This is a genomic window from Nitrosopumilus cobalaminigenes, assembly GCF_013407145.1.
In the GTDB taxonomy this organism is placed as follows: Archaea; Thermoproteota; Nitrososphaeria; order Nitrososphaerales; family Nitrosopumilaceae; genus Nitrosopumilus; species Nitrosopumilus cobalaminigenes.
In genome coordinates, this window is the sequence record NZ_CP026993.1 from 525,033 (window position 1) to 549,360 (window position 24,328).

The window sequence follows — 24,328 nt, forward strand, 5'->3', positions numbered from 1 at the left end:
CTGATTAAACCCTTATGAACAAAGATCCAGATCGAATCCAAACACTTGTTTCTGAAAAACGTGTAAAATTACATATTTTTGAGCCAACTCAACGAAAAATTTGGACTGTAGTTGGAAAAGGTGAAGAACATTGGATTGATCCTGAAAGTAACTATTGTTCTTGTCCTGGATTTTATTTTGGTAAACTAAATGGAAAATCAACTTGCTATCATCTTGAATCTGCACAATTAGCTAGGGATGAAAATCAAGTTGAAGAAATAATTTTCTCAGATGATGAATTTTCTGATTTTCTTTCTGGACTGATTTCTGATTTGTAATAATTAGTTATTAGAATGTGTTAATAACTAGAAATTCTTTATATTATCATGGATGAAGCCCAACAAAACTCAGAAATTGAGAAAATTGCAAATATTATGGTTCACGATGACGTTTCCCCTGATGAACAAGATATTGAAAAACTAGCAAAATACAAAAATCAGATCAAGGAAGATTGTGGTCTTGATGATGAAGAAGCTATGAAAATGGTTTATGAAACATTACTGTATCGAAAATTAAAAAATTCTGATTCAAGTGATGTTTTAGAAAAAGGTAATGATTTTGGCGCTGGATTCAGCTAGTCTATTCTAAAGGAATAGTATCAACATCATCTTTTGAAACACCTTTCCAAAGACCAATCATTCCTTCTGGTTCAACTTCTTCAACTTTGGAAATTTGTTGAAGTTTGATATGATCTGGATTTGGAGGCATCCATAGCATTGCCATGTATTCCCCTACTTCTCCAACTTTGGTTGGTAAGGCCATGGTGATTTTATCTGCTGCAAATCCCTTTGCAGTTAATGCGTTTGTTGCTTTCTCTTTAAGATCCATTCTCCCGTGTAGGAACAAATAGATGCTTTTTTGAGTATCGATTTCTGCCATAAAATTACTGGATTTTCAAACTAAATCAACCTTTCCTGATCTGGTGCCTCCAAAAAGGGTTAAATTAGAACGTAGAAAATTTACAACTGTGAAAATATTCACTGTTGGAAGTAAATCGTTTGTAACAAGTTTTCAATTAGCTGGTATTCCAGGTAAAATATCTGAAAATCCTCAGAATGCTTTAGATGAAATAAAGACGTTAACTGATGATTCAGATGTAGGCCTAGTTTTAGTTAGTGATGATATTACTGAATCCATTAGTGATGAGTTGACTGCATTACGAGCAGAAAAATCTACTTTGGTATTTGCATTACCTGCAACTGGAAGTGAAAAAACCGAAGTTGATTACAGAGTAATGCTAAAGAAAATACTCGGCGTATAATCTACTTATAATCAAATTTCTAATGTTTTACCATGAAAACTGCATCTGTTAAAGAATCCTCTGTGATTTCAATTGATGAAGCACCAAAACCCTCTTTGACATCTGGTGATATTTTGGTACAAATGCATGCTTGTGGAATCTGTGGTTCTGATTTGGAAAAAGTTTTTGGACAATATGGACAACCATCTATGCGTTTAGGACATGAACCTTCTGGAATTGTGTTAGATGTAGGTTCTGATGTAACTGAATTTAAAAAAGGAGATAGAGTATTCACTCATCACCATGTTCCTTGCTATGATTGTCATTATTGTAATCATGGGAATGAAACCATGTGCCAAAAATATTATGAAACAAATCTTTCTCCTTGTGGATTATCTGAAGAATATGTTGTTCCAGGATGGAATGTTTCTCATGGCGGAGTTTTAAAAATTTCTGATTCACTAAGCTATGAAGAAGCTGCTATGATTGAACCATTAGCTTGTTGTGTTAGAGCATGGACAAAATTTTCTTATCAACAAGGAAACTCTACTGCTATTTTTGGTGTAGGTCCTACTGGAATGATGCACGTAATGCTTGCACATGCAAAAAAATTCTCAAAAATCTTCTGTTTTGATGTCAATGATTTTAGATTGGATTTTGCTAAAAAATTCAATATTACTGAATCCATATCTTCAATGGATGAGAATAGAAAGCAAAAGATTTTAGAGAATACTAATGGTTTAGGTGTGGATGTGGCAATTGTTGCAACTAGTAGCCTCAAAGCATTAGATGATGCAATAGATATGGTCAGAAAAGGTGGAACTGTGATGATGTTTGGTGTTCCTTCTAAAGGTGCAAAAATGGATTTAGATATGAGTAAAATATACTCTAAAGAAATTACTCTAGTTACAAGTTATGCTGCATCAGATTCTGATACAAAAGAAGCATTGGATTTAATTGAATCCTCTCAAATTGATGTCAAACAATTAATCACTCACACATACACTATTTCTGAATCTCAAAAAGCATTTGATCATGCACGTACAGGTGAAAATGCAATGAAGATTATTATTACAAAATAAGAAAGGCTTAAGAAGGGATTTTCATTCTTTCAAAATCGAAGAGAAATGGATTGGGGATTAAAAAATAGACTTTCTAGAATAATTAAACCACAAAATAATCGTGCATTAATGTTGGCTGTAGACCATGGATATTTCCTTGGTCCTACTGAAAAACTTGAAGATCCAAAAAAAGTAATTGCTCCTTTGCTAAAGCATTGTGATTCTTTGATGCTGACAAGAGGTGTTCAAAGAACATCTGTTTCAGCAACAAGTGATACTCCTATGGTGTTGAGAGTTTCTGGCGGTTCAAGTATTATTGGTGAAGATTTGTCTCAAGAAGACATCACTGTATCAATTGAAGATGCAATTAGACTGAATGCAAGTGCTCTTGCAATGTCTATTTTTGTTGGTTCAAAATATGAATATCAAACAATTGTAAATCTTGGAAAACTTGTAAGCGAGGCCGAAAAATATGGAATACCTGTATTAGCTGTAACTGCTGTTGGAAAAGAATTAGGTAAAGATGCACGATATCTTTCATTAGCCTGTAGAGTTGCCGCTGAACAAGGTGCACATATTGTCAAAACTTACTATTGTGATAATTTTGAAAAGGTTGTACAATCTTGCCCTGTTCCAATTATTGTAGCGGGAGGAAAGAAAATTCCTGAGCGTGATGCATTACAATTAACGTATAATGCAATCAAAGCCGGTGCAGTTGGAGTTGATATGGGTAGAAACATCTGGCAATCTGAACATCCAGTTCCTATGATAAAAGCTGCTAGAGCAATTATTCATGGAAATCTAAACGTTGATCAAGCTTTCAAATTATACAAAAAACTAGTAAGTGAAGAACCAAAAAGGAAACAAAAATCACAAAAAAAGAAATCAAACAACAAAAAACCACAAAACAATCCTAATCAAAAGAAATCAAACAACAAAAAACCACAAAACAATCCTAATCAAAAGAAATCAAACAACAAAAAACCACAAAACAATCCTAATCAAAAGAAATCAAACAACAAAAAACCACAAAACAATCCTAATCAAAAGAAATCAAACAACAAAAAACCACAAAACAATCCTAATCAAAAGAAATCAAACAACAAAAAACCACAAAACAATCCTAATCAAAACAAACCAAATCTTACTAAAAAATAGAAATTATCCATCAATTTTTGATAGATGAATATGTGCAATTTTCCATGTTGGTTGTTTAACAAGAACAAATGTTGCACGTCCAGTAATTACCATGTGTTCTCCTGTGAATGCTTTGTTATCTACTAACATTCCTTTTTGAATTAATTCTAATGCTACAACTGCAGTATCTCCAAATAAGCTAATTTTTGGATTTTTTATTTCATACGTATAATCCGAAATACTAACAAATCTTAACTCTTCAAGTTCTATTGTAGTTTGATAGTCTTTAAGATCATATGGTGGTAAATCACTAAAACTAGAGAATTTTGGATCATTAAGGTGGATGTCTTTGAGAGACTCTAAATTTTTTGTAATTCCTGCTTGAAATAATGTCTCAATAACATTGATGATTTCTTCATTATCACTCAAAACAGATCATTTCGAGTGGAGAAAATATCAGTTTAAGTCTTCTGGATAATCTAGAGTAAAACCTCGAGCATTATCCGGATAATCTTTATTAATTATCCATTGATTGTTTTTATGATTTCAATGGACGTAAAATTAACTAAAAAATTTGGCAATGATTTGCCTCTTGTTATTCTACTATAGTGTCCTAAAATTTACTAGCTTAAAATTATGGAGAGAAATTTAATGAATAAAATGGAAAATATGACAGGTGCAAAGGCCTTGATGACGGCTATGGAAAAAGAAGGCGTCAAACAAGTATTTGGATTACCTGGAGGTGCAAATCTTCCAATGTATGATGAATTTAATCGATGTGATATTAGACACATCTTGGTAAGACATGAACAATCAGCAGCTCATATGGCTGATGGTTTTGGTAGAGTGAGTAGAAAACCTGGTGTATGCTTTGCAACGTCAGGTCCTGGCGCAACTAACATCTTAACTGGAATTGCAACTGCACAAGCTGATTCTGCACCAATGGTGGCAGTAACTGGACAAGTATCTGTAAACATGATTGGTAAAGATGCATTTCAAGAAAGTGATATTATTGGTATGGCCAACCCTGTTGTAAAATATGCATTTCAACCACGAAGCGCTAGCGAAGTTCCTGAAGTTGTAAAAAAAGGATTCTTTATTGCTGAAACTGGAAGACCTGGACCTGTATTGATTGATGTTCCAAAAGATGTACAAACAAATGAAGAACCAATGAATTTCCCAGACGAATTTAAAATTCAAGGATATCATCCATGGGCTGATCCTGATATTGTTAATGTTGAAAAAGCAATAGACATGTTACTTCATGCAGAAAAACCAATCATCTTAGCTGGTGGTGGTGTAATTATTTCATCTGCATTTGCTGAATTACAATCAATTGCAGAAGCTCTCATGCTTCCTGTTGTTACAACTTTCAAAGGTAAGGGTGCATTTCCTGAAACACATCCTTTGTCATTAGGTCCAATAGGAATGCATGGACATGCAGAAGCTAATAAAATGATGGCTGAAGCTGATTGTGTTTTGGCTATTGGAACTAGATTTTCTGATAGATCTGTTGGAACCTTTGAGGCATTTGAAAAACGATTAAAGATTATTCATATGGATGTTGATCCTGCAGAAATAGGTAAAAATCAAAATGCGCAAATTGCAGTAATTGGAGATGTACGTGTAAATCTTAGAGTAATGGTTAAGATACTTTTGCAAAAAGCAATTAGAAAATCAGAAGAAACTCCTTGGTTTAAACATGTACAAGAAACTAAAGCATACTGGAAAGAAAACTTGAAACTTCATCCGGGTGAGATGGGTGCTGCTAAACTTTTACGAAAATTACGTGAATTATTACCAAAAGAATCTATTGTTACCACTGAAGTAGGTCAACACCAAATGTGGGCATCATTGTTTTATGATGTAATACAACCTGGTACTTTCTTTAGTTCTACTGGACTTGGAACCATGGGTTGGGGTTTTCCAGCTGCAATAGGTGCTAAAGTAGCAAAACCTGATGTTCCTGTTGTAGATATTGCAGGTGATGGTAGTTTTAGTATGACTGAAAATTCTCTTGCAACTGCAGTGTTGGAAGATATCCCTGTAATCGTATTTCTTTTGAACAACTCTTCATTGGGTATGGTAGCTCAATGGCAAAGAACTTTCTATGATAGAAGAATGACTGGTGTAGAACAACACAGTTGTCCTGATTATGTTAAATTAGCACAGTCTTATGGTGCTCAAGGAATTAGAGCACAATCTATGGATGAACTTGATAAAGCTATCAAAGATGCATTGAGCAGTGATGTGGCAACTGTAATTGACATTCCAATTGATCCTGAAGAAGATGTCTTGCCATTTGTAGCTCCTGGAACTTCATTATCGGATATGATTTTACCCTCTTAGGTGATTAATGATGTGGGCTATTCTTTCTATTTTAGTTGAAAACAAACCTGGAATCTTGTTTAAGGTAACTCATCTTTTTAGAGCAAGAAATTTCAATATTGATAGTATTTCTGTAGGGACTACTGAGAATCCTGACTATTCAAAAATGACTATTACAACATACGGTGATGAAAAACAGATCACCCAGATAGTCAAACAACTCGATAAAATGATTGATACTGTTAAAGTTGAGCGCTTAGATGAGCACAAAACTGTATTTCGAGAACTTAGTCTTTTTAAGATAAAACTTAGTAATGCTAATGATAGTATGGAGGTAAATAAATTAGCAAATGCATATGGCGGAAAGGTTCATGATGTTAAAAAAGACTCACTCATGGTAGAGTTAACTGCAACACCTGATCAAATCAAAGCATTTGAAGAATTAGCAAAACCATTTGGAATCTTAGATGTTGCACGAACTGGTGTTGCTGCATTACAGAGAAGTGGTGCCTGATGGTAAATGTCAGAATTTTTGATACAACATTAAGAGATGGAGAACAAACTCTCGGTGTATCATTATCACCAGATCAAAAATTAGCAATTGCAAAAAAACTTGACGAATTAGGTGTTGATGCTATTGAAGCAGGATTCCCTGTAATTTCTGAAGGTGAGTCCCAAGCTGTCAAAATGATAACATCTGAAGGATTATCTTGTGAAATTGCGGGATTAACTAGAACCATAAAAAAAGACATTGATGCAGCAGTTGATGCAGGATTAAATTATGTTCACACGTTTATTGCAACTTCTGACATTCACTTGGAACACAAGCTCCAAATGACTAGAGACCAAGCACTTGAAAAAGCAATTGAAGCAGTAGAATATGGAAAATCACGTGGATTGCAAGTAGAATTTTCAGCTGAAGATGCATCTAGAACTGACAGAGAATTTTTGAAAAAAGTTTTCGGCGATGTTGCAAAAGCAGGAGCTGACCGAGTTAACATTCCTGATACTGTGGGCTATTCTACTCCTGAATATATGGCTGAAATTACAAGAGATACAATTGAAGCTACGAAACTCCCAGTAAGTGTACATTGTCACAATGATTTTGGATTGGCCGTTGCAAATGCTTTGTCTGGAATTCATGCAGGGGCTGCATGTGCACATGTAACAATTAATGGAATTGGTGAAAGGGCAGGAAATGCTTCATTGGAAGAATTTTCTATGGCTCTCAAATGTTTGCCTTATGAGCAAAATTATGAAACTAATATCAAATCTGAATTAATCTATGACACATCAAGATTCATCTCAAAAACTGTTGGTATCATTGTACAACCCAATAAAGCAATAGTTGGGGCAAATGCATTTGGACATGAATCTGGAATTCATACACATGGTGTGTTGAATAATCCTCTTACTTACGAACCAATTAGTCCTGAATTAGTTGGAAGAAAAAGATGGCTCAAGGTTGGAAAACATGCTGGAGTTCATGGAATGAATGCAATGTTGGAAGAATATGGTGTAAAGCCAACTGAAGAACAAGCAAAACAAATTTTGGAAAAAGTAAAAGTTCTTGGTGATCAGGGAAAACAAGTTACTGATGTAGAATTATTATCAATGGCTAGTGAGGTTTTAGGTGAAAAAGAACTCAAAAGAATAGTCCAATTAACAGGTTTTTCAGTTTCTACTGGAATTGGAACAATGCCTTATGCATTTGTGAAATTAAATGTAGATGGTCAAGATCATATTGGAACTGATTATGGAGTTGGTCCCGTAGATGCCGCATTAAACGCAATTCAAAAAATTACTGGAAAGATTTCAGAAATTAGAATTAAAGACTATGGTTTGGCATCTATTTCTGGTGGTTCTGGAGCATTGTGTGAAGTTACAGTAAAAGTTGAGGATCCTTTAGGAAACAAGGTTTCAGCAAAATCTGTTGGTGAAGATATTGTAACTACTTCTGTAAAAGCAGTAATTGACGCAATCAATAGAATCATGCTCAAAAAGATGCTTAGTGAAAAACAGGTTAACTAAATCCTAAAATCTCCCCTTGTTTGATGTGTAATTATGTATAAAATTTCATTAATCACTGGTGATGGTATCGGCCCTGAATTATCCGAATCTGCAGTATCTGTTTTGAATACAATTCATGACAAACTTGATTTGAAATTTGATATTACGAAATTATCTGCCGGCGACAAGGCATTATCTGAAACTGGAAAGGCACTTCCTGATGAAACAGTTCAAACCATCAAGCAATCTGATGTTTGTCTAAAGGCTCCAGTTGGTGAAAGCGCCGCTGATGTAATTGTGGTTTTGAGACGAATGTTAGATCTTTATGCCAATATTCGACCTGCAAAATCATATCCACACATGCCCGCATTACGTGATGATATTGATATGGTGATTGTTAGAGAAAACACTGAGGATCTTTACACTGGAAAAGAATTTAGTTTAGGTGATTCTTCTGTTGCTCTAAGAATAATTTCAGAAGCTGCTTCTAAAAGAATAGCAAAATATGCATTTGAAACTGCAAAACAAAGAGATTCTATGAGAAAAGTAACTTGTGTTCATAAATCAAATGTAATGCGAGTAACAGATGGTATGTTTGCCAAAGCATGCACTGATGTTTCTAAAGATTATCCTGATATTTCATTTGAGCAAATGTATGTGGATGCATGTGCGATGAACTTAATTCGTCAACCAGAACAATTTGATGTTGTTGTAACTACAAACTTGTTTGGAGATATTTTATCTGATGAATCCTCTCAAGTGGTTGGTGGTTTAGGTATGGCCCCTGCTGCAAACATTGGAGACAAATTTGCATTATTTGAACCCGTTCATGGTGCAGCATTTGATATTGCAGGGCAAAATATTGCAAATCCTTCATCCTTCTTACTTTCTATAAAAATGATGTTTGACTGGTTAGGAAAAAAACACAATGACTCAAAATGTATTGAAGTGGGTCAAAAGTTGGAATCTACCATATTTGATTTAGTAAAATCTGGAGTTAAGACTAAAGACATTGGTGGTGATAAAAGTACTTCAGAATTTACAAAACAAATTACTGATAATCTCTAAATTTTATTCTAAAACAACGAGATACAAGGAAAACACGTTGAATCAAGGACGTATTCCTAACATGATGTGTTTTCCATACCAATCGTTCTACGACGCAGAACAACGGTTTCTCGTCATAATCATTACGTGAAAATCATATTTAACAATGATCCTAATTTCCAACAAGTGATAATTTGAAATCTATGATATTTTCTGAATATATTCTTCATGAATTTTTTTCTGATTTTGAATTATCCACAAAAATGCTTCATAGTTTGAATCCATGAAAATTACTAGATCTTTTTTGATAAAGATCAAAAAGTGTAAAAAAATTGATTTTTTGGTTTTGTATTGATTTTGTGCCTGTAGAACCTGCCAGTTTTGGGACATTGTGGTATATTTTATAATCTGATTTTGAAAAAAATCAATATGAAATTGCTATCTTTTGTTTTTACTTTGTTTGTTTTGGGGTCTCTAGTTTTTGCTCCTCTTTTTGATTCTCAAGTGGCAACTGCTGAATCTATTTCTCCTAAAACTATGAAACTAAATGCCCTAAGTGAGCTTCAATCCCTTGAAATTGATAATAAAAAAGATCAAAAAAGAATTGCAAAAGCTGAAAATCATCTTGAAAAAAGCCTAATGGATAAATTTTGGGAAGATGACTATTCATTGAATTTTCTTGGAAAAAAAGTATTCACACATGAGAAAAAAGCTATCAAAGAACTAAGTAAAGTTAAATCTGTAGATATTTCTCATATTTCCACTTCTCTTGTAAATGCTGACATGGTTTTAGCTCAATTAGCAATTGATCAAATCCCAAGTGACTCAAACAACAAAAAAATTATTAAAAAATTAAACAAGGCTATTGAAGAAATGGATAAAGCTCAAAAAGATTTTGATAAAAATAAACTAGACAAATCTGTAGATCATTACAAAAAAGCATGGAAGATTGCATTTATGGGAGAAGATGTTGATGTTATTGAAATTGATAGTGCATCGTTAGATTATAGCAATGATGGTGTCACTGATTATTATGTTCAATTGGAATACACTGGAAACAACAAAAAACCTGTAATCATTGGCTACAAAATACAAGATGAATGTGTTGATTTGGGACCAAAAGATCCATCTGATATCGGGGGTGACACATTTGATGATGCGGCAATGAAAATGGGTGTATCTACAATTTCCAAATCTGAATGGTTAATTGATGATATGGTTGTATGGAATGATTGGTTTGAGAAAAAAAATAATGATGAGAACAAAATGGTTGATTTGGTTTATTCTCCTGTTCGAAAATTACCTCATTTTGAGGAACTTGGCGGTGATAATGTAATTCAGGAAGGCGAGAGAAAATCTTCATTTGATCACTCTGCTTCAATCTCTAAATTAGGTGGGCAATCTGGTTGGGAAGGTTTTATGTATTTCAATGCACCTTCTGGTGACTATTTGTTGTGGACTGTACATCCTGCTGGGGGAATTGATGAATGTGATCGTTTAGCAGCATTGGGAGTTCCAATTACTATTCCTTAATTTTAAAAATTACCAATTTTTATTAATTGCATATTTTATCAAAATTATATGGCTGACTGTTGCATTTGTAAAGCTGTTCCAGGAACTCTAAAAATAACTGATGGTAATCCAAAATATAAAGGAAAGCCAATTTGTAAAGAATGTGCTGGATATAGAAAACTACTCAAGGAAACTAAGTAGTCTCTTCTGATTTTGTTTTATTTTTAGCTGCCCATTCTTCGTACATTTTTATCAATTCATCTACATCTTTACCTTCTTCTGAATAAGTAACAATGACTCCAAATGTTCCTTTTTTATCGTGACCTCTGGCAAAGTAACCCCAAAATGAATCTGGCAATTTTACAAAACTGTTTGAATCGTGTGAAACTCCGATTAGATTATTCCCTATGACTTCGACCACTTTTTTTGCATCATTTTGTTCAATCATGATTAATCGAAACCTTCATGCCATAAAAATTTGAATAGTTTAAAGTGTTAATTGACGCCTTTTCTTCTACTAAGTTTTTCGCCTGTTTGTACGGCATCTTTTTCAAAATCGTCTAATTTCTTCTTCATTTCTTCTTTTTCTTCTTTAGTTAATTCTCGAATAATTGTATCTACACCATCTGCAAAATTTTCACATTTTTCACATAACCATAATGGTGCTTTGTCTTTTGCAAAAACAATTGGCAATCTTCTTTCATTACATTGTTTACAGAATAATGTCATTATTTCTATCTCCTCTATGGACTCAATCTGTCCGGATCTCGTGGATACAATACTACTTCACGTACATTATCAATCCCAATCAGCGTAGTCATTAGTCTGTCTAGTCCCATACCCCAACCAGAATGTGGTGGCATTCCCCAATCAAATGTTTTCAAATGGTCTGCAAATTGTGTAGGATCTAATCCCTGTTCTTTTAATCTCTCTTGAAGCATTTCTGGATTGTGGAGTCTTGTTCCTCCTGAAGATAATTCTAAAAATCCATATTGTAAATCAAATGAGCGTGAAAGTGTTGCATCTTCATCTTTTTCTCTAATGTAGAATGGTTTTAGTTTCATAGGCCAGTCAGTCAAGAAGAAAAATCCTGGATGGTTCTTGCCAATAATCCTTAGATGTGAATCAAGCAAGTCATCTCCAAATTCAATTTGCTCTCCCTCTTTTTTCAATTCTTCAACACATTGAGTATATGTCACTCTCTCAAATGGTGCTGAAGGTACTTCTATTGTATGTTCGATGGTTTCTTGCTCTGTTTTACAATTCTCTGAAATATCTTTGTATACTGCCAAAACAAGTTCTTCTAATACATTCATGACATCTTCATAGTCCATAAATGCAGCTTCAATGTCAATACTGGTAAATTCTGTTAAATGTCGTCCAGTATGTGAGTTTTCTGCTCGATAAAAGTTTGAAATTTCAAAAACTCTCTCTAATCCTATTGTCATTTGTTCTTTGTACAGTTGTGGACTTTGAGCAAGATATGCTGTTTTTCCAAAATATTCTAATGAAAATAAATCTGCTCCCCCTTCACTTGCACTTCCAATGATTTTGGGTGTTGTAATTTCTAAGAATTTTTTGTCTGCTAAAGTCTTTCTTAATGATTGTAATACATGATGACGTAATTTGAAAATTGAAGCTGTTCTTTGATTTCTCATATCTAGAGCACGGTGATTTAATCTGGTATCGATATTACTTTCTAGTCTACCAATTGGATCAACTGGTAATGGGTGGATTGCTTTTCCCAACACTTCGATTTCATCTGCTTTAACTTCAAATGCAAAATCTCTGGCTTTTGTCTCTTGAACAATTCCTTTGATACTGACAACGCTTTGACGATTAATTTCACCTAAATTATCATTTAATTCCCCTTTGACTATCACTTGGGAAATTCCTGAAACATCTCTGAGTGTAATAAATGACATTTTGCCTAATTTCCTAAGGTCTTCAATCCATCCACCTAGTACAACTTGTTTTCCAATTAATTCTTGATTTAATTCAGAAATATCGTGAGTTTTTACAAAAACCATGTCTATCTTTTATCCTCAAATTCTATCTCAATGTCAAGGTTTCGGGCATTTCTGACTATTTGAACAACTTTTTCAGTATCAATTGGAAATTTTGGAGTCCATTTACCTGATACCACTGCTTTTGTTTTTTGAACGCCGCCTGGAGCCCAGACAGCATTAATTGATAGGATTTTTGTTGGAAAAAACAAGTCCTCTATGAATCGCTTGTCTGTTTCGTCTGCCTCGACTAGCCAAATTTTTCCTTTGAATTGATCTTGCAATGTTCGATATAGCGTCCTGCTTTGCCTAATTATCATGATGTCGTTTTTTGCTAAAGATAATACAAAATTCCCATCAAATTCTTTACAGGAAAATAGAGTAAAATTTTCAATTTCTTTATTTGATTTCCCGATTTTTGCAAGATTCATTGATGCTTCTACATCTGCCTTTGTTAATTCCCCTGATTCTACCTTACTTTCACATTGGGGACATAGGATTGAATTTTTTGCATCAAAGCCACAAATAGGTAATTTCATTTGAATCGACTTTTTCATTCTGATAATGTTGTTTATATCCCTTAGTGCAAAACAAAAATCATAGTTTGGATCTAAGAATACAATGACTTTTCTAATTGTAAATGGATTATCTTCTAGATATTCTTCATCTAAGGGACCTGTTTATGCTGTTGATGATGTAGATTTTGAATTAAATCCTGGTGAGTCTATAGGGATTGCAGGCGAGAGTGCTTGTGGGAAAAGTACATTGGGGTTGTCATTAATTCGGATGCTTTCTGGAGGAACTGCTCAAGGGACGATAACTTTTGATGGTGATTCTATTTTAGATATGGATGAATCTGTTTTTAATGATGAATATAGGTGGAAAAAAATATCCATGATTTTTCAGGGTGCAATGAATTCTCTTGATCCTGTGTTTACAATTAATGAACAATTCATTGAAGTTTTGAAACAACATAATTTTGAAGGTGACTCTAAACAATTAATTTTAGATGCCATGAATTCAGTACATCTTGAAGAACATGTTCTAAAAAAATACCCCCATGAACTTAGTGGTGGAATGAAACAAAGAGTGATAATTGCAATGGCATTATTATTAAAACCAAAATTTGTAATTGCAGATGAACCCACTACTGCATTAGATGTTTTAATTCAAGCACAAATTATCAATTTACTCAAATCTCTCAAAAAAGATGGAATGTCAATTATGTTAATTACGCACGATTTAGCAGTTTTATCAGAAATTGCTGATAAAATTGGTATCATGTACGGGGGACAAATGGTTGAGTTTGGTTCTTCAGAAGAAATTTACAAAAATCCAAAACATCCTTACACGCAAGGTCTTTTGGAATCCATTCCTACTCTTAAAGGAAATATTCCAAAATATATCAAAGGAATTCCTCCTAGCTTACTTGATGCACCAACACAATGCAGATTTATTGATAGATGTCCATTAGCAATTGAAAAATGCAAAGAACTGCCTCCTAAATTTAAAACAAAAACTGGTTATGTTAGATGTTGGTTGTATGAAGATGAAAAATAAATTTATTTTGAATTAAGATATTCTTCATCAATTTTTTTTAAATATATTTCCTGTAACTGTGCAACCTCCCTTTCTACTGTGTTTTTACAAATCATTTTTGCGTACTGAATCAAATCTGGATTCTGTTGTGCTTTTTTAAACTCGTCAATTTTTTTAAATGATATTTGTTCAAACTTCATAATTTCCCTCAATTCTTTACTGATTTCTTCAGCCTTCATTTTCTCATAATTTTTAGAATTTGATTTTCTGAAACTAATTTCATCTATTAGTTTCTCAATTTCATCTGGCTCTTTCATACTGTGCTTTGAAATTACTCAAATAAGTTAATTTTGTGTCTCTTTTTTATGTTCTAGAATATGTTTTAATCCGTCTGTCATGCTAAGTGAATCTAAATCAATTTCACAATACGGACACTTCATGTGTTAGGAGAATTTTTTAACAATTGGTAAGCATGAATCAATAATTCTTAGCATTTCAGATCTTATTACTTTTTTATCAATTGAAATCCACACTCTTGATTTTTTGATGGCAAAAGAAATGGTCTGAACCTTTTTCCTTTCTTCCCATACGAATTCTATTTCTCCTAGATTTTTATCAAAAAACCCTTCCAAATCTGTCTTAATTGCTATGTGTGAAAATTGGTACTGAGTATTTTTTTCATTCAAAAGTGGCACTAAATCTGGTCTTCTTTTGTATGCTAACAGATTTCCACTTTCCCCAATCACGCCTACAAATCTGATGTATGGGCTGATTGTGGCTATAGTGTTACAAATATTTTCATAATCTTTTTTTATCATCTGATGGGGTTCTGAAAAGATGATATTTTAATGAATTGCAAGCAATTCAATCTAGATCTAATTAAATAAAGCCTGAAAATAGTTTGATTTGTGGATTTTGTTGACATATTTCCATTTGCACCAGATGTAGGTTACTCTTTACTGGCTTTAGTCAATTTCTTTGGTTCCCTTGTACCCTTTGTTCCATTACCTGGATTTTTACTTCTTGCTACAATGTCTGTAGGAAATCAATACGACTTGCACATTTTAGCATTAGTTTCTGCAATAACTGCAACTGTTGCTAAACAAATTATTTTCTATGTTAGTTATGGCGGAAGAAGAATAATCAATGAAAAAACTCGAAAACGAATGAGACCCTTTGAAAGATTGATCAAAAGATATGGTGCAGGTGCTGCCTTTTTTGCAGCTGCCACTCCGATTCCTGATGATTTAGTATATGTCCCCTTGGGATTGGCAAAATATAATCCCAAAAGATTTTTTGTTGCAACACTTACTGGAAAAATTGTACTAAGCTATTCCATTGTATTTATCTCTCATAATTTGGGATTATCTTTAGTAGAACCTTTTCTTGAAAATGTTGATGATGCAACACCTGTTTACATTGGAATAATTATTTTTGGTGTAATGATGACTGCAGTAGTTGTATTGTTATTGAGATTGGATTGGGCAAGAATTCTTGGAAAATTTGCTCCTTGGACTTTGGATGAAAACAATAAAGATTAAACTTTAATTTTAAAATTCCATAACTTGTCTGCTGCTTTTGAAATTCCTATTCTAGGCGATGCAATAATTTCTTTAGGTTTTATTCCTTGAGCAATATATATCTCTGATTTTTTTGTTAAATCTATTCCATAATGTTCTTTTGTGATGTCTAATGCTTGAGCTAGTTTTGCTGGCCCATTGGTGAGATTTTTCAAATTTACACTTCCTCTATTTTTTTGCATAATTTCTATTCCTTTTAGAGGCTCAATTGCACGAATTAGAACCGCTCCTGCAGCAATTTTGGGAGTTTTGGCTACTATGTTAAAGCAAAAATACATTCCATAGGTAAAATAAACATAGGCTGAACCTATTTCTCCAAACATTATCTTGTTTCTATCTGTCATTTTACTAAATGCATGACTAGCTGGATCATCTTTGTGCCTATATGCCTCTGTCTCTGTTATGATTCCTGAAATTTCTATTCTTCCAATTTTTCTAACAATTTTTTTCCCCAAAAGATTTCTTGCTACAGTAACTGTATCTTTTGAATAAAATTCTCTAGGTAGTATATTCAATGTCAATTTTTACTTTTTTCTTATTTTTTAATTCTGTCACTAAATCAAATAGTTTGACAATATCCTTTCCCAATACTTTGATTAATTCTTGATTGTAAATTGTTGCTGCTGGATGAACAGTTAAAAAATACAATTGATTGTCTTTTCGAACCAATTTGCCTCTGAACTTTGTAATCTCGGAACCTCCTAATAGAGAATTAAATGCAGTATTTCCTAAAACACAAATAATTTTTGGTTTTATAATTGATATTTCTTGTTTTAAATAATCTTGACATGTTTCTCTCTCTATAGTTGTTGGAACTCTATTTTTTGGGGGTCTGCATTTTACTATGTTTGTAATGTATACCTGTTCTCTTAAAATTCCTGCCCCTTCTAGTGCTGCTGATAATTTTTTACCTGCAACCCCTATGAATGGCTCTCCATTTTTATCTTCATTTTTTCCTGGAGCTTCTCCAACAAATATTACATCTGACTTGAAATTTCCTTTACCTGGAACTGAATTTGTTCTAGTTTTACAAAGTTCACACTTTGTACATTCTATTACATTTTGTTTAATACTTTCTAATTTTTGTTTCATTTTTTTAGTTTGCACTCTTTACTGTTGCAGTTCCTCTTATTGTTGGTCCTCCATTACCCATAATCATTGATTGCATAGGATCTCCCTTTCCACAATTAGTTATAGGTCTAACAGTAAAATCGTCCCCACATGCATCAATTGATTTGAAAAATTCTGGTGCTGTTCCCATGACTATGACATCTTTTAGTAAATCTGTTATTTCTCCATTTTCAATTTTTTGTGCATATTGACAAGATATACTCCAATTGTATCGTTTCATATCGATTGAAGGGATTTTCATATTTGATATTAGATATCCGTGCTTGACATCCTTGATTATTTCATCTACTTTTGAATCTCCATTGGCAATACATGTGCATGCCATTCGTATTAGAGGCATAAATCGATAATTTGTAGCTCTCATGTTGCCTGTTGGTGCAGAATTGAATATTTGGGCTGTTTCTCTATTTTGCATATGGTTTTTTAATATTCCATTTTCCACAAGTGTTGTTTTCCTTGTTTCAACTCCTTCATCATCGAATTGATACCATCCTAAACTTTCTTTTATTGTAGGATCATCAAACACGTTGAGTTTTTCCGAACCTATTTTTTCTCCCAATTTATTTTTCCACCATGCGCCTCCTGCCCATGCCATCTCTTTTCCTAATACTCTATCTGCTTCTGATGGATGCCCTAATATTTCATGAGTAAGCAATGATACGAAATCTGGATTCATAACTACTGTTGCTTTTTCTTCTTTTACTGGTTTAGCATTTGTTAATTGTGATGCTTTAGATGAAATGTTTTTTGCAGTTTTTTGAATTTTATCATTATTTAAAATCTGTTCCAATCCGCCTCTTCCTCCCTCAGTAATGTTTACTGATTGTGTAATTCCTGAATCGTGTGCAGTTGCAATCATTTCTATAATTACATCGGTAAAATTTTGTAAGATTTCTGTTCCTTCTGAGTTGATAAAATATTTAGAATTTATTGAATACCATGGATGAACAATAGATTTGATTATTTTTGGAGTCTCTAAAATAATTTTATTACACTCTAATCCAATTTTTATTATTTCATCTAATTCTGGTTTTTTCAATACTGGATAATTTATTTTAATTTTTTTATTTGTATTTGGATAAAGTTTAATTTTATTTTCATTTTGATTATTAGTATTTTTTATAGAATTATTTATTGCTACTTTAACTTCTTCAAATGATTGCGGATTGGTAATTGAACAAAAACTCCACAAATTATCTTTTATAATTCTAATTCCTAATCCTCTGTCATCATTAGTTCTAACAAATTCTGTTTGATTATTTTCTAAAAGTACTGATTTTTGTTTTTGTTGCTCTGCTCTAGCATCGCAGTATTGGGCTCCTGTTCTACTTGCATAATTTACTGCTTTTTCTGCAAAATCTTGTAATTTTGTATCCATAACATCTGCAGATGTGGGTGGTTCGTAAATCTTCTGCTATCTAGTGACTAGAAATTGCAGGCATGGTAAAGTAATATTCATCCTCAAAATCATAATCGGTCATACTTTTTTTGCGTAAAAATTCAAAATACTGTGTACAATTATTGTAAAATTCCTTGTTTTTTTGATTGTTTTCTTGCATGAGTTTGATATCTAAATATCCATTTTTTCAAGAGTGTGAGTGTTTTTAGTTCTGAGAGTTTGTTTTCTTTAAGCAGAATTTAGAGGTGACTTTGTATTTTCATTGGCATTTTTTGGAATCATAAATGAAAATGTGGCTCCTTGATTTGGAACACTTTCAACTGTTATTTCACCAAGGTGATTATCGATGATTCCTTTACAAATTGCTAATCCTAATCCACTTCCTCCTCTTTCTCTAGTTAATGTGGCATCTACTTGATAGAATTTTTTGAATAGGTTCTTTTGTTTTTCTTTGGGAATTCCCACACCGTTATCTTTTATTGAAATTCTTACATTATCTGGATTGTCATACATTGAAACTTCAATTTTACCTGGATTTGGTTGTATTGCAATGATGCTGTTTTTAATTAAATTAGTAATTACTTGTCCTATTCTTTCAGAATCGTGATTAATAATTAAACTTGTGGCATTTGTACTGATTTCTATTTTATTTGATTCAGCCTCTGGCTTTAGTGTTTCAATTGCTTTTGTAATTGTATGTTTGACGTCTGTATTTTGTTTTGTCATTCTTAATTGTCCTAAATCTAACTTTTGAGCATCAAGCAAATCTGAAATAATTGATAACAATGTTTCTGAACTTGATTTTATAATGCTGATTCTTTCTTTTTGTTTGTCTGTTAATTTCCCCAAGTGCTCATTTAGTAAAATGTCTGAGTATCCTTGAATTGGTACGAGAGGTGTTTTTAATTCGTGAGTGATCATTGCAAGAAATTCATCTTTTGCAATATCTGTCTTCTTTGCTTCATCTTCTTTCTCTTTAATTGTATTTGACATTATATTGAAATTTGTTACAAGTTGTCCAACTTCATCTGTACCCGAATACTCTATCTTTTCACCATACACCCCTTCTTTTACTTTGGATAGGGCTTTACTGATTGATTCTAGAGGAGAAAGAGATTGCCTGATGACAAATAAGACTAAAATGAATACTGCAATGTCTACTATCAACAGAACTTGAATAATGATTTGTTCTTCTGATCCTTGACTTGTTAATTCATCGTTCCATGAATTTAGAAGTCCGTCTATATTGTTAAATAAATTATTTTTTTCATCATTCATTTCATTTTTTGCTAAATTAAACTCAGGAGATAACAGTGCCCTATCCTCGAGTATTTCGATTTTTATTTTAATTGATTCCCATAATGGATCCAATGTTCTTAATGCCTCTGAGTTTTCTCTTGGAATGGAAATTAATTCTTCATGCGTCATTCCGACACTTTCTACATCTAAATCTGATGTTGATATTTGTAATAATTTCCTCATTCCTATCTCAAACTGCAAATTCTTTTTTTGAAGTGTTTCTTGAGCATTTTCCCCTTCCCCTATTGAAATAAGCAGACTTTGTTGTCCTATGATCTTTGCACATTCAGCCAATTCTAATGCAATTTGTTTGTGTTCGTTGTAATCTCTGTCAAGTTTGGCTAAATCTTTACTTAATTGATCAGTATGTAAAACAAGTTCTTGATTTTTTTGTAAAACATAATTCATTGCACTTGTAGCTTCAGGATCAAATACTGAAGTCACTTCGACTTTCAATGCTTTTTCTTTGTATGTTTCCCATGATGACAACACTTTGTTATAATCTGGAATGAGTGATGTTGGAATGTTTCCTAATGTTTGTCCTTTGAATTCTCCACCATTTTTAATTTTTTCTAAAGTTGATTGAACTTCACCAATTTCTTTTTCAAGTTCTCCTTTATCTTCAATTACTCCCCTTGCAACAGATGTAGCTAATCCTGAAATTGATTCAGCTTTCACTTTTACATCTCCGGCTCCGATAATAGAATATGATTGTGATGTCTCTATATTTTGATCTTGATATAATAAGAATAAATTAAAAACTGCGGCAATAATCAATATGGCAATTAGCACATATGCCTTACTGACTATCTTCATAACAAAAAACACATAGCGTAGACTATAAAAATAATGGGTGAATTTTATTTAATGTACATAATGTCTGATGAATTCATTGCTGTTGCTTCTAAAGAAGTGAATGACGATATTGAATCATTAGAAAATATTTTGAAATCTTGCTCTGATGATAATGATGTTGTCAAAAATTCCAGTTTGTTTCAAAAACATACTCATAAAATTAAAGGCCTTGCCCCGATGATGGGAAAAGAATCCTTGGGCAGTTTTTCATCATCTCTTGATGATTTATTCAAAAAGATGATTGATGGTACTCATTATGATGGCATTTTTGCTGCAATATCTGAATCTGTCATTACAATGAAAAAATCCATGAATGAGCCTGAATTTAATTTTAGTCAAATTTCTGATAAAATCAAACAATTTTAGTCAAATTTTCAATGCTGAAGTTTTTTAATATGGCATTTTAAATTATAGTTGATGGCAAAAATCTTGATTGCAGATGATTCTGATGCAATTCGTTTGGTCTTAAAAGATATTTTGTCAATTGGTGAACATGAAATAGTTGGAGAGGCAACTGATGGGGCAGAAGCTGTAACTTTCTATAAACAACACAACCCTCAAATTTTACTACTTGATTTGGCAATGCCAAAAAAAGATGGATTCACTGTTGTTAAAGAAGTAATTGAATATGATCCTAAAGCAAAAATTATTTTGATCACTGCTAGTGATGATCAAAAAGTAATTCAGCAATGCTTGGATCACGGTGCATCATCTTATATCTCAAAACCATTTGATTTTAATGGTGTTTTAGAATCAATAAAGTCTCTAACTTAAGAAAGCAATTTAGGGAATAAAATAATTAAAAAATTGATTAATAATTTGTCAAAAATTGTATCTGATACTAGTGTAATAATTAACGGTCAACTTTTATCCCAAATTGAATCTGGTGCCGTCAGAAATTCTGAAATCATTATCCCTCAAGCTGTTTTTGATGAGCTTCAATCACAGGCATCTAAAAAAAGAGAACAAGGATTTGTCGGTCTTGAGAAAATTAGAAAATTAAAATTATTATCTGGAAGTCATGGGTTAACTGTAATTGTCGGTGGGTCTCATCCAACTTCTGATGATGTGAAACTTGCAAGCAGTGGTAGAATTGATTCACTAATTGTTGATATGGCCAAACAAAATAATGCAATTTTATACACTTCTGATCGTGTGCAACATTTAGTTGCACAGGCTGAAGATGTTGAAACTGTTTTCTTAAAATCTGAAATAAAGAATGAGTCTTTAGAATTTCTCAAATTCTTTGATTCAGAAACTATGAGCATACATCTTAAGGAGAATCAGTGTCCCTTGGCCAAAAAAGGCAAACCCGGAGAATTTGTTTTAACAAAATTAAACGATGAACTTCTTTCAAAAGATTATTTGGAAATGATGTCCTCTCAAATTTTAGATCTTGTAAATGTGTATGATTCTAGCACTTTGGAAATATCAAAAACTGGTGCATCTGTAGTTCAACATGAAGACTATCGAATTGCAATTACCTATCCTCCTTTTTCAGAATCTTTTGAAATAACCATAGTTCATCCAATTGTAAAAATGTCTCTTGATGATTACACTATATCTGAAAAATTAATGGAAAGATTTTCTGATAGTGCAGAAGGTATTGTAATTTCTGGTTCACCCGGCTCTGGAAAAAGTACGTTGGCATCTGGCCTTGCAAATTTTTATAACAACAAAGGAAAAATTGTTAAAACATTTGAATCTCCACGTGATTTGCAAGTTGATTCTGGAATAACACAGTACAGTAAACTAGATGGAAGTTTTGATAACTCTGCAGATATTTTATTACTTGTCCGGCCTGATTATACTATTTTTGATGAAGTAAGAAGACGGGAAGATTTTACCACCTTTGCTGATTTGAGATTAACTGGAGTTGGAATGGTTGGTGTTGTACATGCAAATTCTCCCTTGGATGCAATTCAGCGCTTCATTGGAAAAATTGAACTAGGAATTATTCCTAATGTTTTGGATACTGTGGTTTTCGTAAAAGATGGAGGAATTCAAAAAGTCTATGACTTGGAATTAAAGGTTAAAGTTCCTACTGGGATGACTGAATCTGATTTAGCAAGACCTGTAATAGAAATTAGAAATTTTGAAGACAATACACTAGAACATGAAATTTACACTTTTGGTGAGGAAAATGTCATTGTACCCGTAGGTAAAAAAACAGAAAAAATAGGAATTGAAAAACTTGCTGAGGATAAAATTAAAGAAACTTTCAGACAATATGACCCACGCGCAGAAGTTGAAATTTTAACTGATAATCGTGTCAAAGTCATGGTTGACGAACAATACATTGCATCAATCATTGGTAGAGGTGGTTCAAACATTAATGATATTGAAAAATTACTCAATGTACACATTGATGTTGTTGAAAAAACATCTAATGATATTTCAATGACTTCAAATGATTTACCCTTTAGTTTTTCAGAATCCAAAACGGCATTGCTTTTAACTGTAAATAGAGATTTTACAGCAATGCATGCTGATATCTATGCAAATGAAAAATTCATTGCATCAGTTAGGATTGGAAAGAAAGGACAAATTAAAATTCCAAAACGTTCTGATGTTGCACGAAACTTGATGGATTTAACATCTTCTCAAAATGAAATCAAAATTTTCCTTAAAGATTTTTAAAATTATCGATAATTTTTGGATTTGCTTTTAGAAAAGTAATAAATTTTCTTAATTGTTTGATTGTTTTTGGGTTTAGGTGATGTTCTATCCCTTCTGTATCTTGGTTTGCAGTATCATATCCAACTCCTAAGATTTCAAAAAATTCTAACAATATTCCGTGTTTTTGTCTAATCCCTTCTGCAATTTTGATTCCTTTATTTGTTAGATTTATTCCGTGATATTTCTCATATTCCAAAAACCCATTTTCATCCAATCTTTGAAGCATTTTGGTAACACTGGGTGCACTAACATTCATGTATCTTGAAATGTCTAATGTTGTTGCATATCCTTTTAACTCAACTAATTCTGAAATTATTTCCAAATAATCTTCCATTCTTGTACTTGAACGTGTTCTCTCTGATTGATGTGCAGCTTTGATTGAATCTAGTCTTTTGTAATTTTTAGACTTCATGTTATCTTTGTAACTAAATTAAATCTAGTATAATTGGGTGTCTTTTGACTTGGATTTGGTTACTCTTTGTTGACTTGAAAGTGACCGTAGTTGATCTTTGATTCTTAACTAATTTCTTCTAAATCTAGGTTGGAATGGTTGATCCCCTAAAGGCACGTCTAGATAAATTACGAAAATTCTCTGATTCTGCTAAAAGAAGAGCCAGCTTATACGCTGAAGTCTCAACTATGGATGACAAACATACTGCCCGTTCATTAGGAGCACTTCAAAAAGCACCTGCTCCTGGAAAAAAACTCCAAAAAATTGGGTTTTTGATGTTATGGGTCCCTGAACCTACTGGTGTTACATGTGCTATAGGAGGTCCAATGATAGTTGCCGGGCGATACCTTGACAAAAAGTACAATGGTTCAACACTTCATGATATTGGTCATCAGACAAAAAATACAATGTCTTCGATTTCTGATTTTAAGAATTCTGTAATGTAATCTCCCTTAGTTTTTAAAAGGATTGAAACAAATTCCTTTATGACTACTCGTGCACAAGCATTAATCCCAATTACGATTGCTGCTGTAATTATTGGTGTTATTGGAATGCTTACTCTTCCAAGTGACAGTAAACTTGAATCTGTTGAATTTCCACGAGGAACGATATTGGTTGATGATGTTGCGCTTGAAGTTCAAATTGCAGATTCTGAACCAAGACGTGTACGTGGATTAATGTTTCAAGATCAATTGCCTCCTGATCAAGGAATGATTTTTGTTTTCAAGGAACCTGGGTTGTATTCTTTATGGATGCTTAACATGCAATTTCCTTTGGATATGATTTGGTTTGATCTTGATGGAAATGTTGTACATATTGAAAAAAATGTACCTCCTTGCAAAACTGCATTAGAAATTACTACTTGTCAGAGTGTTGTACCTGATGATGACGCATCGTATATTCTTGAAGTGACATCTGGATTTATAGATCAAAACAATATCACAAAAGATTCTAAATTAACAATTATCTCTATTTGATATTGCAAAAACTTATCTTTGAATACGAATTTTCTAAA

Annotated in this window: 30 protein-coding genes and 1 pseudogene; 18 read left to right on the forward strand and 13 right to left on the reverse strand. The window is 32.8% G+C overall.

All coding sequences use genetic code 11. The features are described from left to right. Nucleotides 1-14: 14 nt before the first annotated feature. Both C5F47_RS03135 and C5F47_RS03140 read left to right on the forward strand, forming a co-directional pair. Entirely contained in the window at nt 15-317 is a 303-nt protein-coding gene (locus tag C5F47_RS03135) for a hypothetical protein (RefSeq protein ID WP_179361449.1), read from the forward strand. A gap of 48 nt (nt 318-365) precedes the next feature. Then, nucleotides 366-617: a hypothetical protein gene (locus C5F47_RS03140; RefSeq protein WP_179361450.1), complete on the forward strand. Its 252-nt coding sequence runs from the start codon at nt 366-368 to the stop codon at nt 615-617. Between the two features lies 1 nt (nt 618). Here the strand turns inward: C5F47_RS03140 and C5F47_RS03145 are convergent, their stop codons facing one another. Continuing rightward, on the reverse strand, nt 619-918 hold the full coding sequence (locus C5F47_RS03145; protein WP_179361451.1) for a hypothetical protein: 300 nt from the start codon (nt 916-918) through the stop codon (nt 619-621). Between the two features lie 88 nt (nt 919-1,006). Here C5F47_RS03145 and C5F47_RS03150 point away from each other — a divergent pair, with 88 nt between their 5' ends. The 3 genes and pseudogenes from C5F47_RS03150 to lsrF all read left to right on the forward strand — a co-directional run. Next, nucleotides 1,007-1,300, forward strand: coding sequence for a V-type ATP synthase subunit F (locus C5F47_RS03150; RefSeq protein ID WP_179361452.1), 294 nt, complete (start codon nt 1,007-1,009; stop codon nt 1,298-1,300). A gap of 32 nt (nt 1,301-1,332) precedes the next feature. Beyond that, nucleotides 1,333-2,361 carry a zinc-dependent dehydrogenase gene (locus tag C5F47_RS03155; RefSeq protein WP_179361453.1) on the forward strand — a complete coding sequence of 343 codons (1,029 nt, stop codon included), beginning with the start codon at nt 1,333-1,335 and terminating at the stop codon, nt 2,359-2,361. A gap of 39 nt (nt 2,362-2,400) precedes the next feature. Next, nucleotides 2,401-3,498 (forward strand): annotated as a pseudogene (gene lsrF, locus C5F47_RS03160) (3-hydroxy-5-phosphonooxypentane-2,4-dione thiolase); the annotation flags it as partial. A 3-nt stretch (nt 3,499-3,501) separates the two neighbouring features. On the opposite strand, the gene C5F47_RS03165 reads toward lsrF, so the two are convergent. Next, the gene (locus C5F47_RS03165; RefSeq protein ID WP_179361455.1) at nt 3,502-3,906 is read right to left on the reverse strand and encodes a YybH family protein; all 405 of its coding nucleotides are present in this window, start codon (nt 3,904-3,906) and stop codon (nt 3,502-3,504) included. Between the two features lie 222 nt (nt 3,907-4,128). Here C5F47_RS03165 and ilvB point away from each other — a divergent pair, with 222 nt between their 5' ends. From ilvB to C5F47_RS09725, 6 genes are all read left to right on the forward strand, one after another. Then, a complete protein-coding gene (gene ilvB, locus C5F47_RS03170) occupies nt 4,129-5,826 on the forward strand; it encodes a biosynthetic-type acetolactate synthase large subunit (protein ID WP_246271166.1) in 1,698 nt (565 codons plus the stop codon). Between the two features lie 10 nt (nt 5,827-5,836). Beyond that, on the forward strand, nt 5,837-6,319 hold the full coding sequence (gene ilvN / locus C5F47_RS03175) for an acetolactate synthase small subunit (protein WP_179361764.1): 483 nt from the start codon (nt 5,837-5,839) through the stop codon (nt 6,317-6,319). Then, nucleotides 6,319-7,836 (forward strand): 2-isopropylmalate synthase, encoded by a 1,518-nt coding sequence (locus C5F47_RS03180; protein WP_179361457.1) that lies wholly within the window; start codon nt 6,319-6,321, stop codon nt 7,834-7,836. Before ilvN ends, C5F47_RS03180 begins: the two co-directional genes overlap by 1 nt. Nucleotides 7,837-7,869: 33 nt before the next feature. After that, nucleotides 7,870-8,883, forward strand: a complete 1,014-nt coding sequence (locus C5F47_RS03185; RefSeq protein WP_179361458.1) for an isocitrate/isopropylmalate dehydrogenase family protein — start codon at nt 7,870-7,872, stop codon at nt 8,881-8,883. Nucleotides 8,884-9,291: 408 nt separating this feature from the next. Continuing rightward, nucleotides 9,292-10,395, forward strand: coding sequence for a hypothetical protein (locus C5F47_RS03190; protein ID WP_179361459.1), 1,104 nt, complete (start codon nt 9,292-9,294; stop codon nt 10,393-10,395). 48 nt (nt 10,396-10,443) lie between these two features. Then, the gene (locus tag C5F47_RS09725; protein WP_281361090.1) at nt 10,444-10,575 is read left to right on the forward strand and encodes a hypothetical protein; all 132 of its coding nucleotides are present in this window, start codon (nt 10,444-10,446) and stop codon (nt 10,573-10,575) included. Here the strand turns inward: C5F47_RS09725 and C5F47_RS03195 are convergent. Genes C5F47_RS03195 through C5F47_RS03210 form a run of 4 tightly spaced genes read right to left on the reverse strand, consistent with a single transcriptional unit; the run spans nt 10,568 to nt 12,919 of the window. Continuing rightward, nucleotides 10,568-10,822, reverse strand: a complete 255-nt coding sequence (locus C5F47_RS03195; protein WP_179361460.1) for a hypothetical protein — start codon at nt 10,820-10,822, stop codon at nt 10,568-10,570. The genes C5F47_RS09725 and C5F47_RS03195 overlap by 8 nt on opposite strands. Before the next feature lie 47 nt (nt 10,823-10,869). Next, entirely contained in the window at nt 10,870-11,103 is a 234-nt protein-coding gene (locus C5F47_RS03200; RefSeq protein ID WP_179361461.1) for a hypothetical protein, read from the reverse strand. Nucleotides 11,104-11,117: 14 nt separating this feature from the next. Next, nucleotides 11,118-12,404 carry an aspartate--tRNA(Asn) ligase gene (aspS, locus tag C5F47_RS03205; protein ID WP_179361462.1) on the reverse strand — a complete coding sequence of 429 codons (1,287 nt, stop codon included), beginning with the start codon at nt 12,402-12,404 and terminating at the stop codon, nt 11,118-11,120. A 2-nt stretch (nt 12,405-12,406) separates the two neighbouring features. Continuing rightward, complete coding sequence (locus C5F47_RS03210) at nt 12,407-12,919, reverse strand: transcription elongation factor NusA (RefSeq protein ID WP_179361463.1); 513 nt, start codon at nt 12,917-12,919, stop codon at nt 12,407-12,409. Between the two features lie 82 nt (nt 12,920-13,001). Between C5F47_RS03210 and C5F47_RS03215 the strand changes: the two genes are divergently transcribed. Further along, a complete protein-coding gene (locus C5F47_RS03215) occupies nt 13,002-13,940 on the forward strand; it encodes an ABC transporter ATP-binding protein (RefSeq protein WP_179361464.1) in 939 nt (312 codons plus the stop codon). A gap of 2 nt (nt 13,941-13,942) precedes the next feature. Here the strand turns inward: C5F47_RS03215 and C5F47_RS03220 are convergent, their stop codons facing one another. Both C5F47_RS03220 and C5F47_RS03225 read right to left on the reverse strand, forming a co-directional pair. After that, complete coding sequence (locus C5F47_RS03220; RefSeq protein ID WP_179361465.1) at nt 13,943-14,236, reverse strand: hypothetical protein; 294 nt, start codon at nt 14,234-14,236, stop codon at nt 13,943-13,945. 126 nt (nt 14,237-14,362) lie between these two features. Beyond that, the gene (locus C5F47_RS03225) at nt 14,363-14,737 is read right to left on the reverse strand and encodes a DUF6659 family protein (RefSeq protein ID WP_179361466.1); all 375 of its coding nucleotides are present in this window, start codon (nt 14,735-14,737) and stop codon (nt 14,363-14,365) included. Between the two features lie 90 nt (nt 14,738-14,827). Between C5F47_RS03225 and C5F47_RS03230 the strand changes: the two genes are divergently transcribed. Then, entirely contained in the window at nt 14,828-15,460 is a 633-nt protein-coding gene (locus C5F47_RS03230; RefSeq protein WP_179361467.1) for a VTT domain-containing protein, read from the forward strand. Here the strand turns inward: C5F47_RS03230 and C5F47_RS03235 are convergent. From C5F47_RS03235 to C5F47_RS03250, 4 genes are all read right to left on the reverse strand, one after another. Then, nucleotides 15,457-16,014 carry a DNA-3-methyladenine glycosylase gene (locus tag C5F47_RS03235; RefSeq protein WP_179361468.1) on the reverse strand — a complete coding sequence of 186 codons (558 nt, stop codon included), beginning with the start codon at nt 16,012-16,014 and terminating at the stop codon, nt 15,457-15,459. The genes C5F47_RS03230 and C5F47_RS03235 overlap by 4 nt on opposite strands. Then, the gene (locus C5F47_RS03240; RefSeq protein WP_179361469.1) at nt 15,998-16,591 is read right to left on the reverse strand and encodes a uracil-DNA glycosylase; all 594 of its coding nucleotides are present in this window, start codon (nt 16,589-16,591) and stop codon (nt 15,998-16,000) included. The genes C5F47_RS03235 and C5F47_RS03240 overlap by 17 nt, the downstream gene beginning before the upstream one ends. A gap of 4 nt (nt 16,592-16,595) precedes the next feature. Next, the gene (locus tag C5F47_RS03245; protein WP_179361470.1) at nt 16,596-18,008 is read right to left on the reverse strand and encodes a TldD/PmbA family protein; all 1,413 of its coding nucleotides are present in this window, start codon (nt 18,006-18,008) and stop codon (nt 16,596-16,598) included. Nucleotides 18,009-18,257: 249 nt separating this feature from the next. Continuing rightward, complete coding sequence (locus C5F47_RS03250) at nt 18,258-20,144, reverse strand: sensor histidine kinase (RefSeq protein WP_179361471.1); 1,887 nt, start codon at nt 20,142-20,144, stop codon at nt 18,258-18,260. Nucleotides 20,145-20,195: 51 nt separating this feature from the next. Between C5F47_RS03250 and C5F47_RS03255 the strand changes: the two genes are divergently transcribed. From C5F47_RS03255 to C5F47_RS03265, 3 genes are read left to right on the forward strand one after another with little or no spacing between them, the layout of a single operon-like run. Then, on the forward strand, nt 20,196-20,549 hold the full coding sequence (locus tag C5F47_RS03255) for an Hpt domain-containing protein (protein ID WP_246271170.1): 354 nt from the start codon (nt 20,196-20,198) through the stop codon (nt 20,547-20,549). A 51-nt stretch (nt 20,550-20,600) separates the two neighbouring features. Then, nucleotides 20,601-20,957: a response regulator gene (locus C5F47_RS03260; RefSeq protein WP_179361472.1), complete on the forward strand. Its 357-nt coding sequence runs from the start codon at nt 20,601-20,603 to the stop codon at nt 20,955-20,957. 45 nt (nt 20,958-21,002) lie between these two features. Beyond that, complete coding sequence (locus C5F47_RS03265) at nt 21,003-22,823, forward strand: PINc/VapC family ATPase (RefSeq protein WP_179361473.1); 1,821 nt, start codon at nt 21,003-21,005, stop codon at nt 22,821-22,823. On the opposite strand, the gene C5F47_RS03270 is transcribed toward C5F47_RS03265, so the two are convergent. After that, nucleotides 22,810-23,274 carry a metal-dependent transcriptional regulator gene (locus tag C5F47_RS03270; RefSeq protein ID WP_179361474.1) on the reverse strand — a complete coding sequence of 155 codons (465 nt, stop codon included), beginning with the start codon at nt 23,272-23,274 and terminating at the stop codon, nt 22,810-22,812. The genes C5F47_RS03265 and C5F47_RS03270 overlap by 14 nt on opposite strands. 134 nt (nt 23,275-23,408) lie before the next feature. Here C5F47_RS03270 and C5F47_RS03275 point away from each other — a divergent pair, with 134 nt between their 5' ends. Together C5F47_RS03275 and C5F47_RS03280 are read left to right on the forward strand one after the other, a co-directional pair. Next, nucleotides 23,409-23,759 carry a hypothetical protein gene (locus C5F47_RS03275; RefSeq protein WP_179361475.1) on the forward strand — a complete coding sequence of 117 codons (351 nt, stop codon included), beginning with the start codon at nt 23,409-23,411 and terminating at the stop codon, nt 23,757-23,759. 39 nt (nt 23,760-23,798) lie between these two features. Continuing rightward, nucleotides 23,799-24,290 (forward strand): DUF192 domain-containing protein, encoded by a 492-nt coding sequence (locus C5F47_RS03280; protein WP_179361476.1) that lies wholly within the window; start codon nt 23,799-23,801, stop codon nt 24,288-24,290. Nucleotides 24,291-24,328: the final 38 nt, after the last annotated feature.

What these genes read in the sequence shown, in the direction of transcription:
- ilvB (WP_246271166.1), top strand. Translation starts at nt 4,129, where the DNA reads ATGAATAAAATGGAAAATATGACAGGTGCAAAGGCCTTGATGACGGCT.
- C5F47_RS03180 (WP_179361457.1), top strand. Translation starts at nt 6,319, where the DNA reads ATGGTAAATGTCAGAATTTTTGATACAACATTAAGAGATGGAGAACAA.
- C5F47_RS03245 (WP_179361470.1), bottom strand. Translation starts at nt 18,008, where the DNA reads ATGGATACAAAATTACAAGATTTTGCAGAAAAAGCAGTAAATTATGCA.
- ilvN (WP_179361764.1), top strand. Translation starts at nt 5,837, where the DNA reads ATGTGGGCTATTCTTTCTATTTTAGTTGAAAACAAACCTGGAATCTTG.
- C5F47_RS03270 (WP_179361474.1), bottom strand. Translation starts at nt 23,274, where the DNA reads ATGAAGTCTAAAAATTACAAAAGACTAGATTCAATCAAAGCTGCACAT.
- C5F47_RS03185 (WP_179361458.1), top strand. Translation starts at nt 7,870, where the DNA reads ATGTATAAAATTTCATTAATCACTGGTGATGGTATCGGCCCTGAATTA.
- C5F47_RS03275 (WP_179361475.1), top strand. Translation starts at nt 23,409, where the DNA reads ATGGTTGATCCCCTAAAGGCACGTCTAGATAAATTACGAAAATTCTCT.
- C5F47_RS03135 (WP_179361449.1), top strand. Translation starts at nt 15, where the DNA reads ATGAACAAAGATCCAGATCGAATCCAAACACTTGTTTCTGAAAAACGT.
- C5F47_RS03195 (WP_179361460.1), bottom strand. Translation starts at nt 10,822, where the DNA reads ATGATTGAACAAAATGATGCAAAAAAAGTGGTCGAAGTCATAGGGAAT.
- aspS (WP_179361462.1), bottom strand. Translation starts at nt 12,404, where the DNA reads ATGGTTTTTGTAAAAACTCACGATATTTCTGAATTAAATCAAGAATTA.
- C5F47_RS03145 (WP_179361451.1), bottom strand. Translation starts at nt 918, where the DNA reads ATGGCAGAAATCGATACTCAAAAAAGCATCTATTTGTTCCTACACGGG.
- C5F47_RS03255 (WP_246271170.1), top strand. Translation starts at nt 20,196, where the DNA reads ATGTACATAATGTCTGATGAATTCATTGCTGTTGCTTCTAAAGAAGTG.
- C5F47_RS03220 (WP_179361465.1), bottom strand. Translation starts at nt 14,236, where the DNA reads ATGAAAGAGCCAGATGAAATTGAGAAACTAATAGATGAAATTAGTTTC.
- C5F47_RS03240 (WP_179361469.1), bottom strand. Translation starts at nt 16,591, where the DNA reads ATGAAACAAAAATTAGAAAGTATTAAACAAAATGTAATAGAATGTACA.
- C5F47_RS03260 (WP_179361472.1), top strand. Translation starts at nt 20,601, where the DNA reads ATGGCAAAAATCTTGATTGCAGATGATTCTGATGCAATTCGTTTGGTC.
- C5F47_RS03140 (WP_179361450.1), top strand. Translation starts at nt 366, where the DNA reads ATGGATGAAGCCCAACAAAACTCAGAAATTGAGAAAATTGCAAATATT.
- C5F47_RS03250 (WP_179361471.1), bottom strand. Translation starts at nt 20,144, where the DNA reads ATGAAGATAGTCAGTAAGGCATATGTGCTAATTGCCATATTGATTATT.
- C5F47_RS03280 (WP_179361476.1), top strand. Translation starts at nt 23,799, where the DNA reads ATGACTACTCGTGCACAAGCATTAATCCCAATTACGATTGCTGCTGTA.
- C5F47_RS03155 (WP_179361453.1), top strand. Translation starts at nt 1,333, where the DNA reads ATGAAAACTGCATCTGTTAAAGAATCCTCTGTGATTTCAATTGATGAA.
- C5F47_RS03215 (WP_179361464.1), top strand. Translation starts at nt 13,002, where the DNA reads ATGACTTTTCTAATTGTAAATGGATTATCTTCTAGATATTCTTCATCT.
- C5F47_RS03210 (WP_179361463.1), bottom strand. Translation starts at nt 12,919, where the DNA reads ATGAAATTACCTATTTGTGGCTTTGATGCAAAAAATTCAATCCTATGT.
- C5F47_RS03200 (WP_179361461.1), bottom strand. Translation starts at nt 11,103, where the DNA reads ATGACATTATTCTGTAAACAATGTAATGAAAGAAGATTGCCAATTGTT.
- C5F47_RS03225 (WP_179361466.1), bottom strand. Translation starts at nt 14,737, where the DNA reads ATGATAAAAAAAGATTATGAAAATATTTGTAACACTATAGCCACAATC.
- C5F47_RS03190 (WP_179361459.1), top strand. Translation starts at nt 9,292, where the DNA reads ATGAAATTGCTATCTTTTGTTTTTACTTTGTTTGTTTTGGGGTCTCTA.
- C5F47_RS09725 (WP_281361090.1), top strand. Translation starts at nt 10,444, where the DNA reads ATGGCTGACTGTTGCATTTGTAAAGCTGTTCCAGGAACTCTAAAAATA.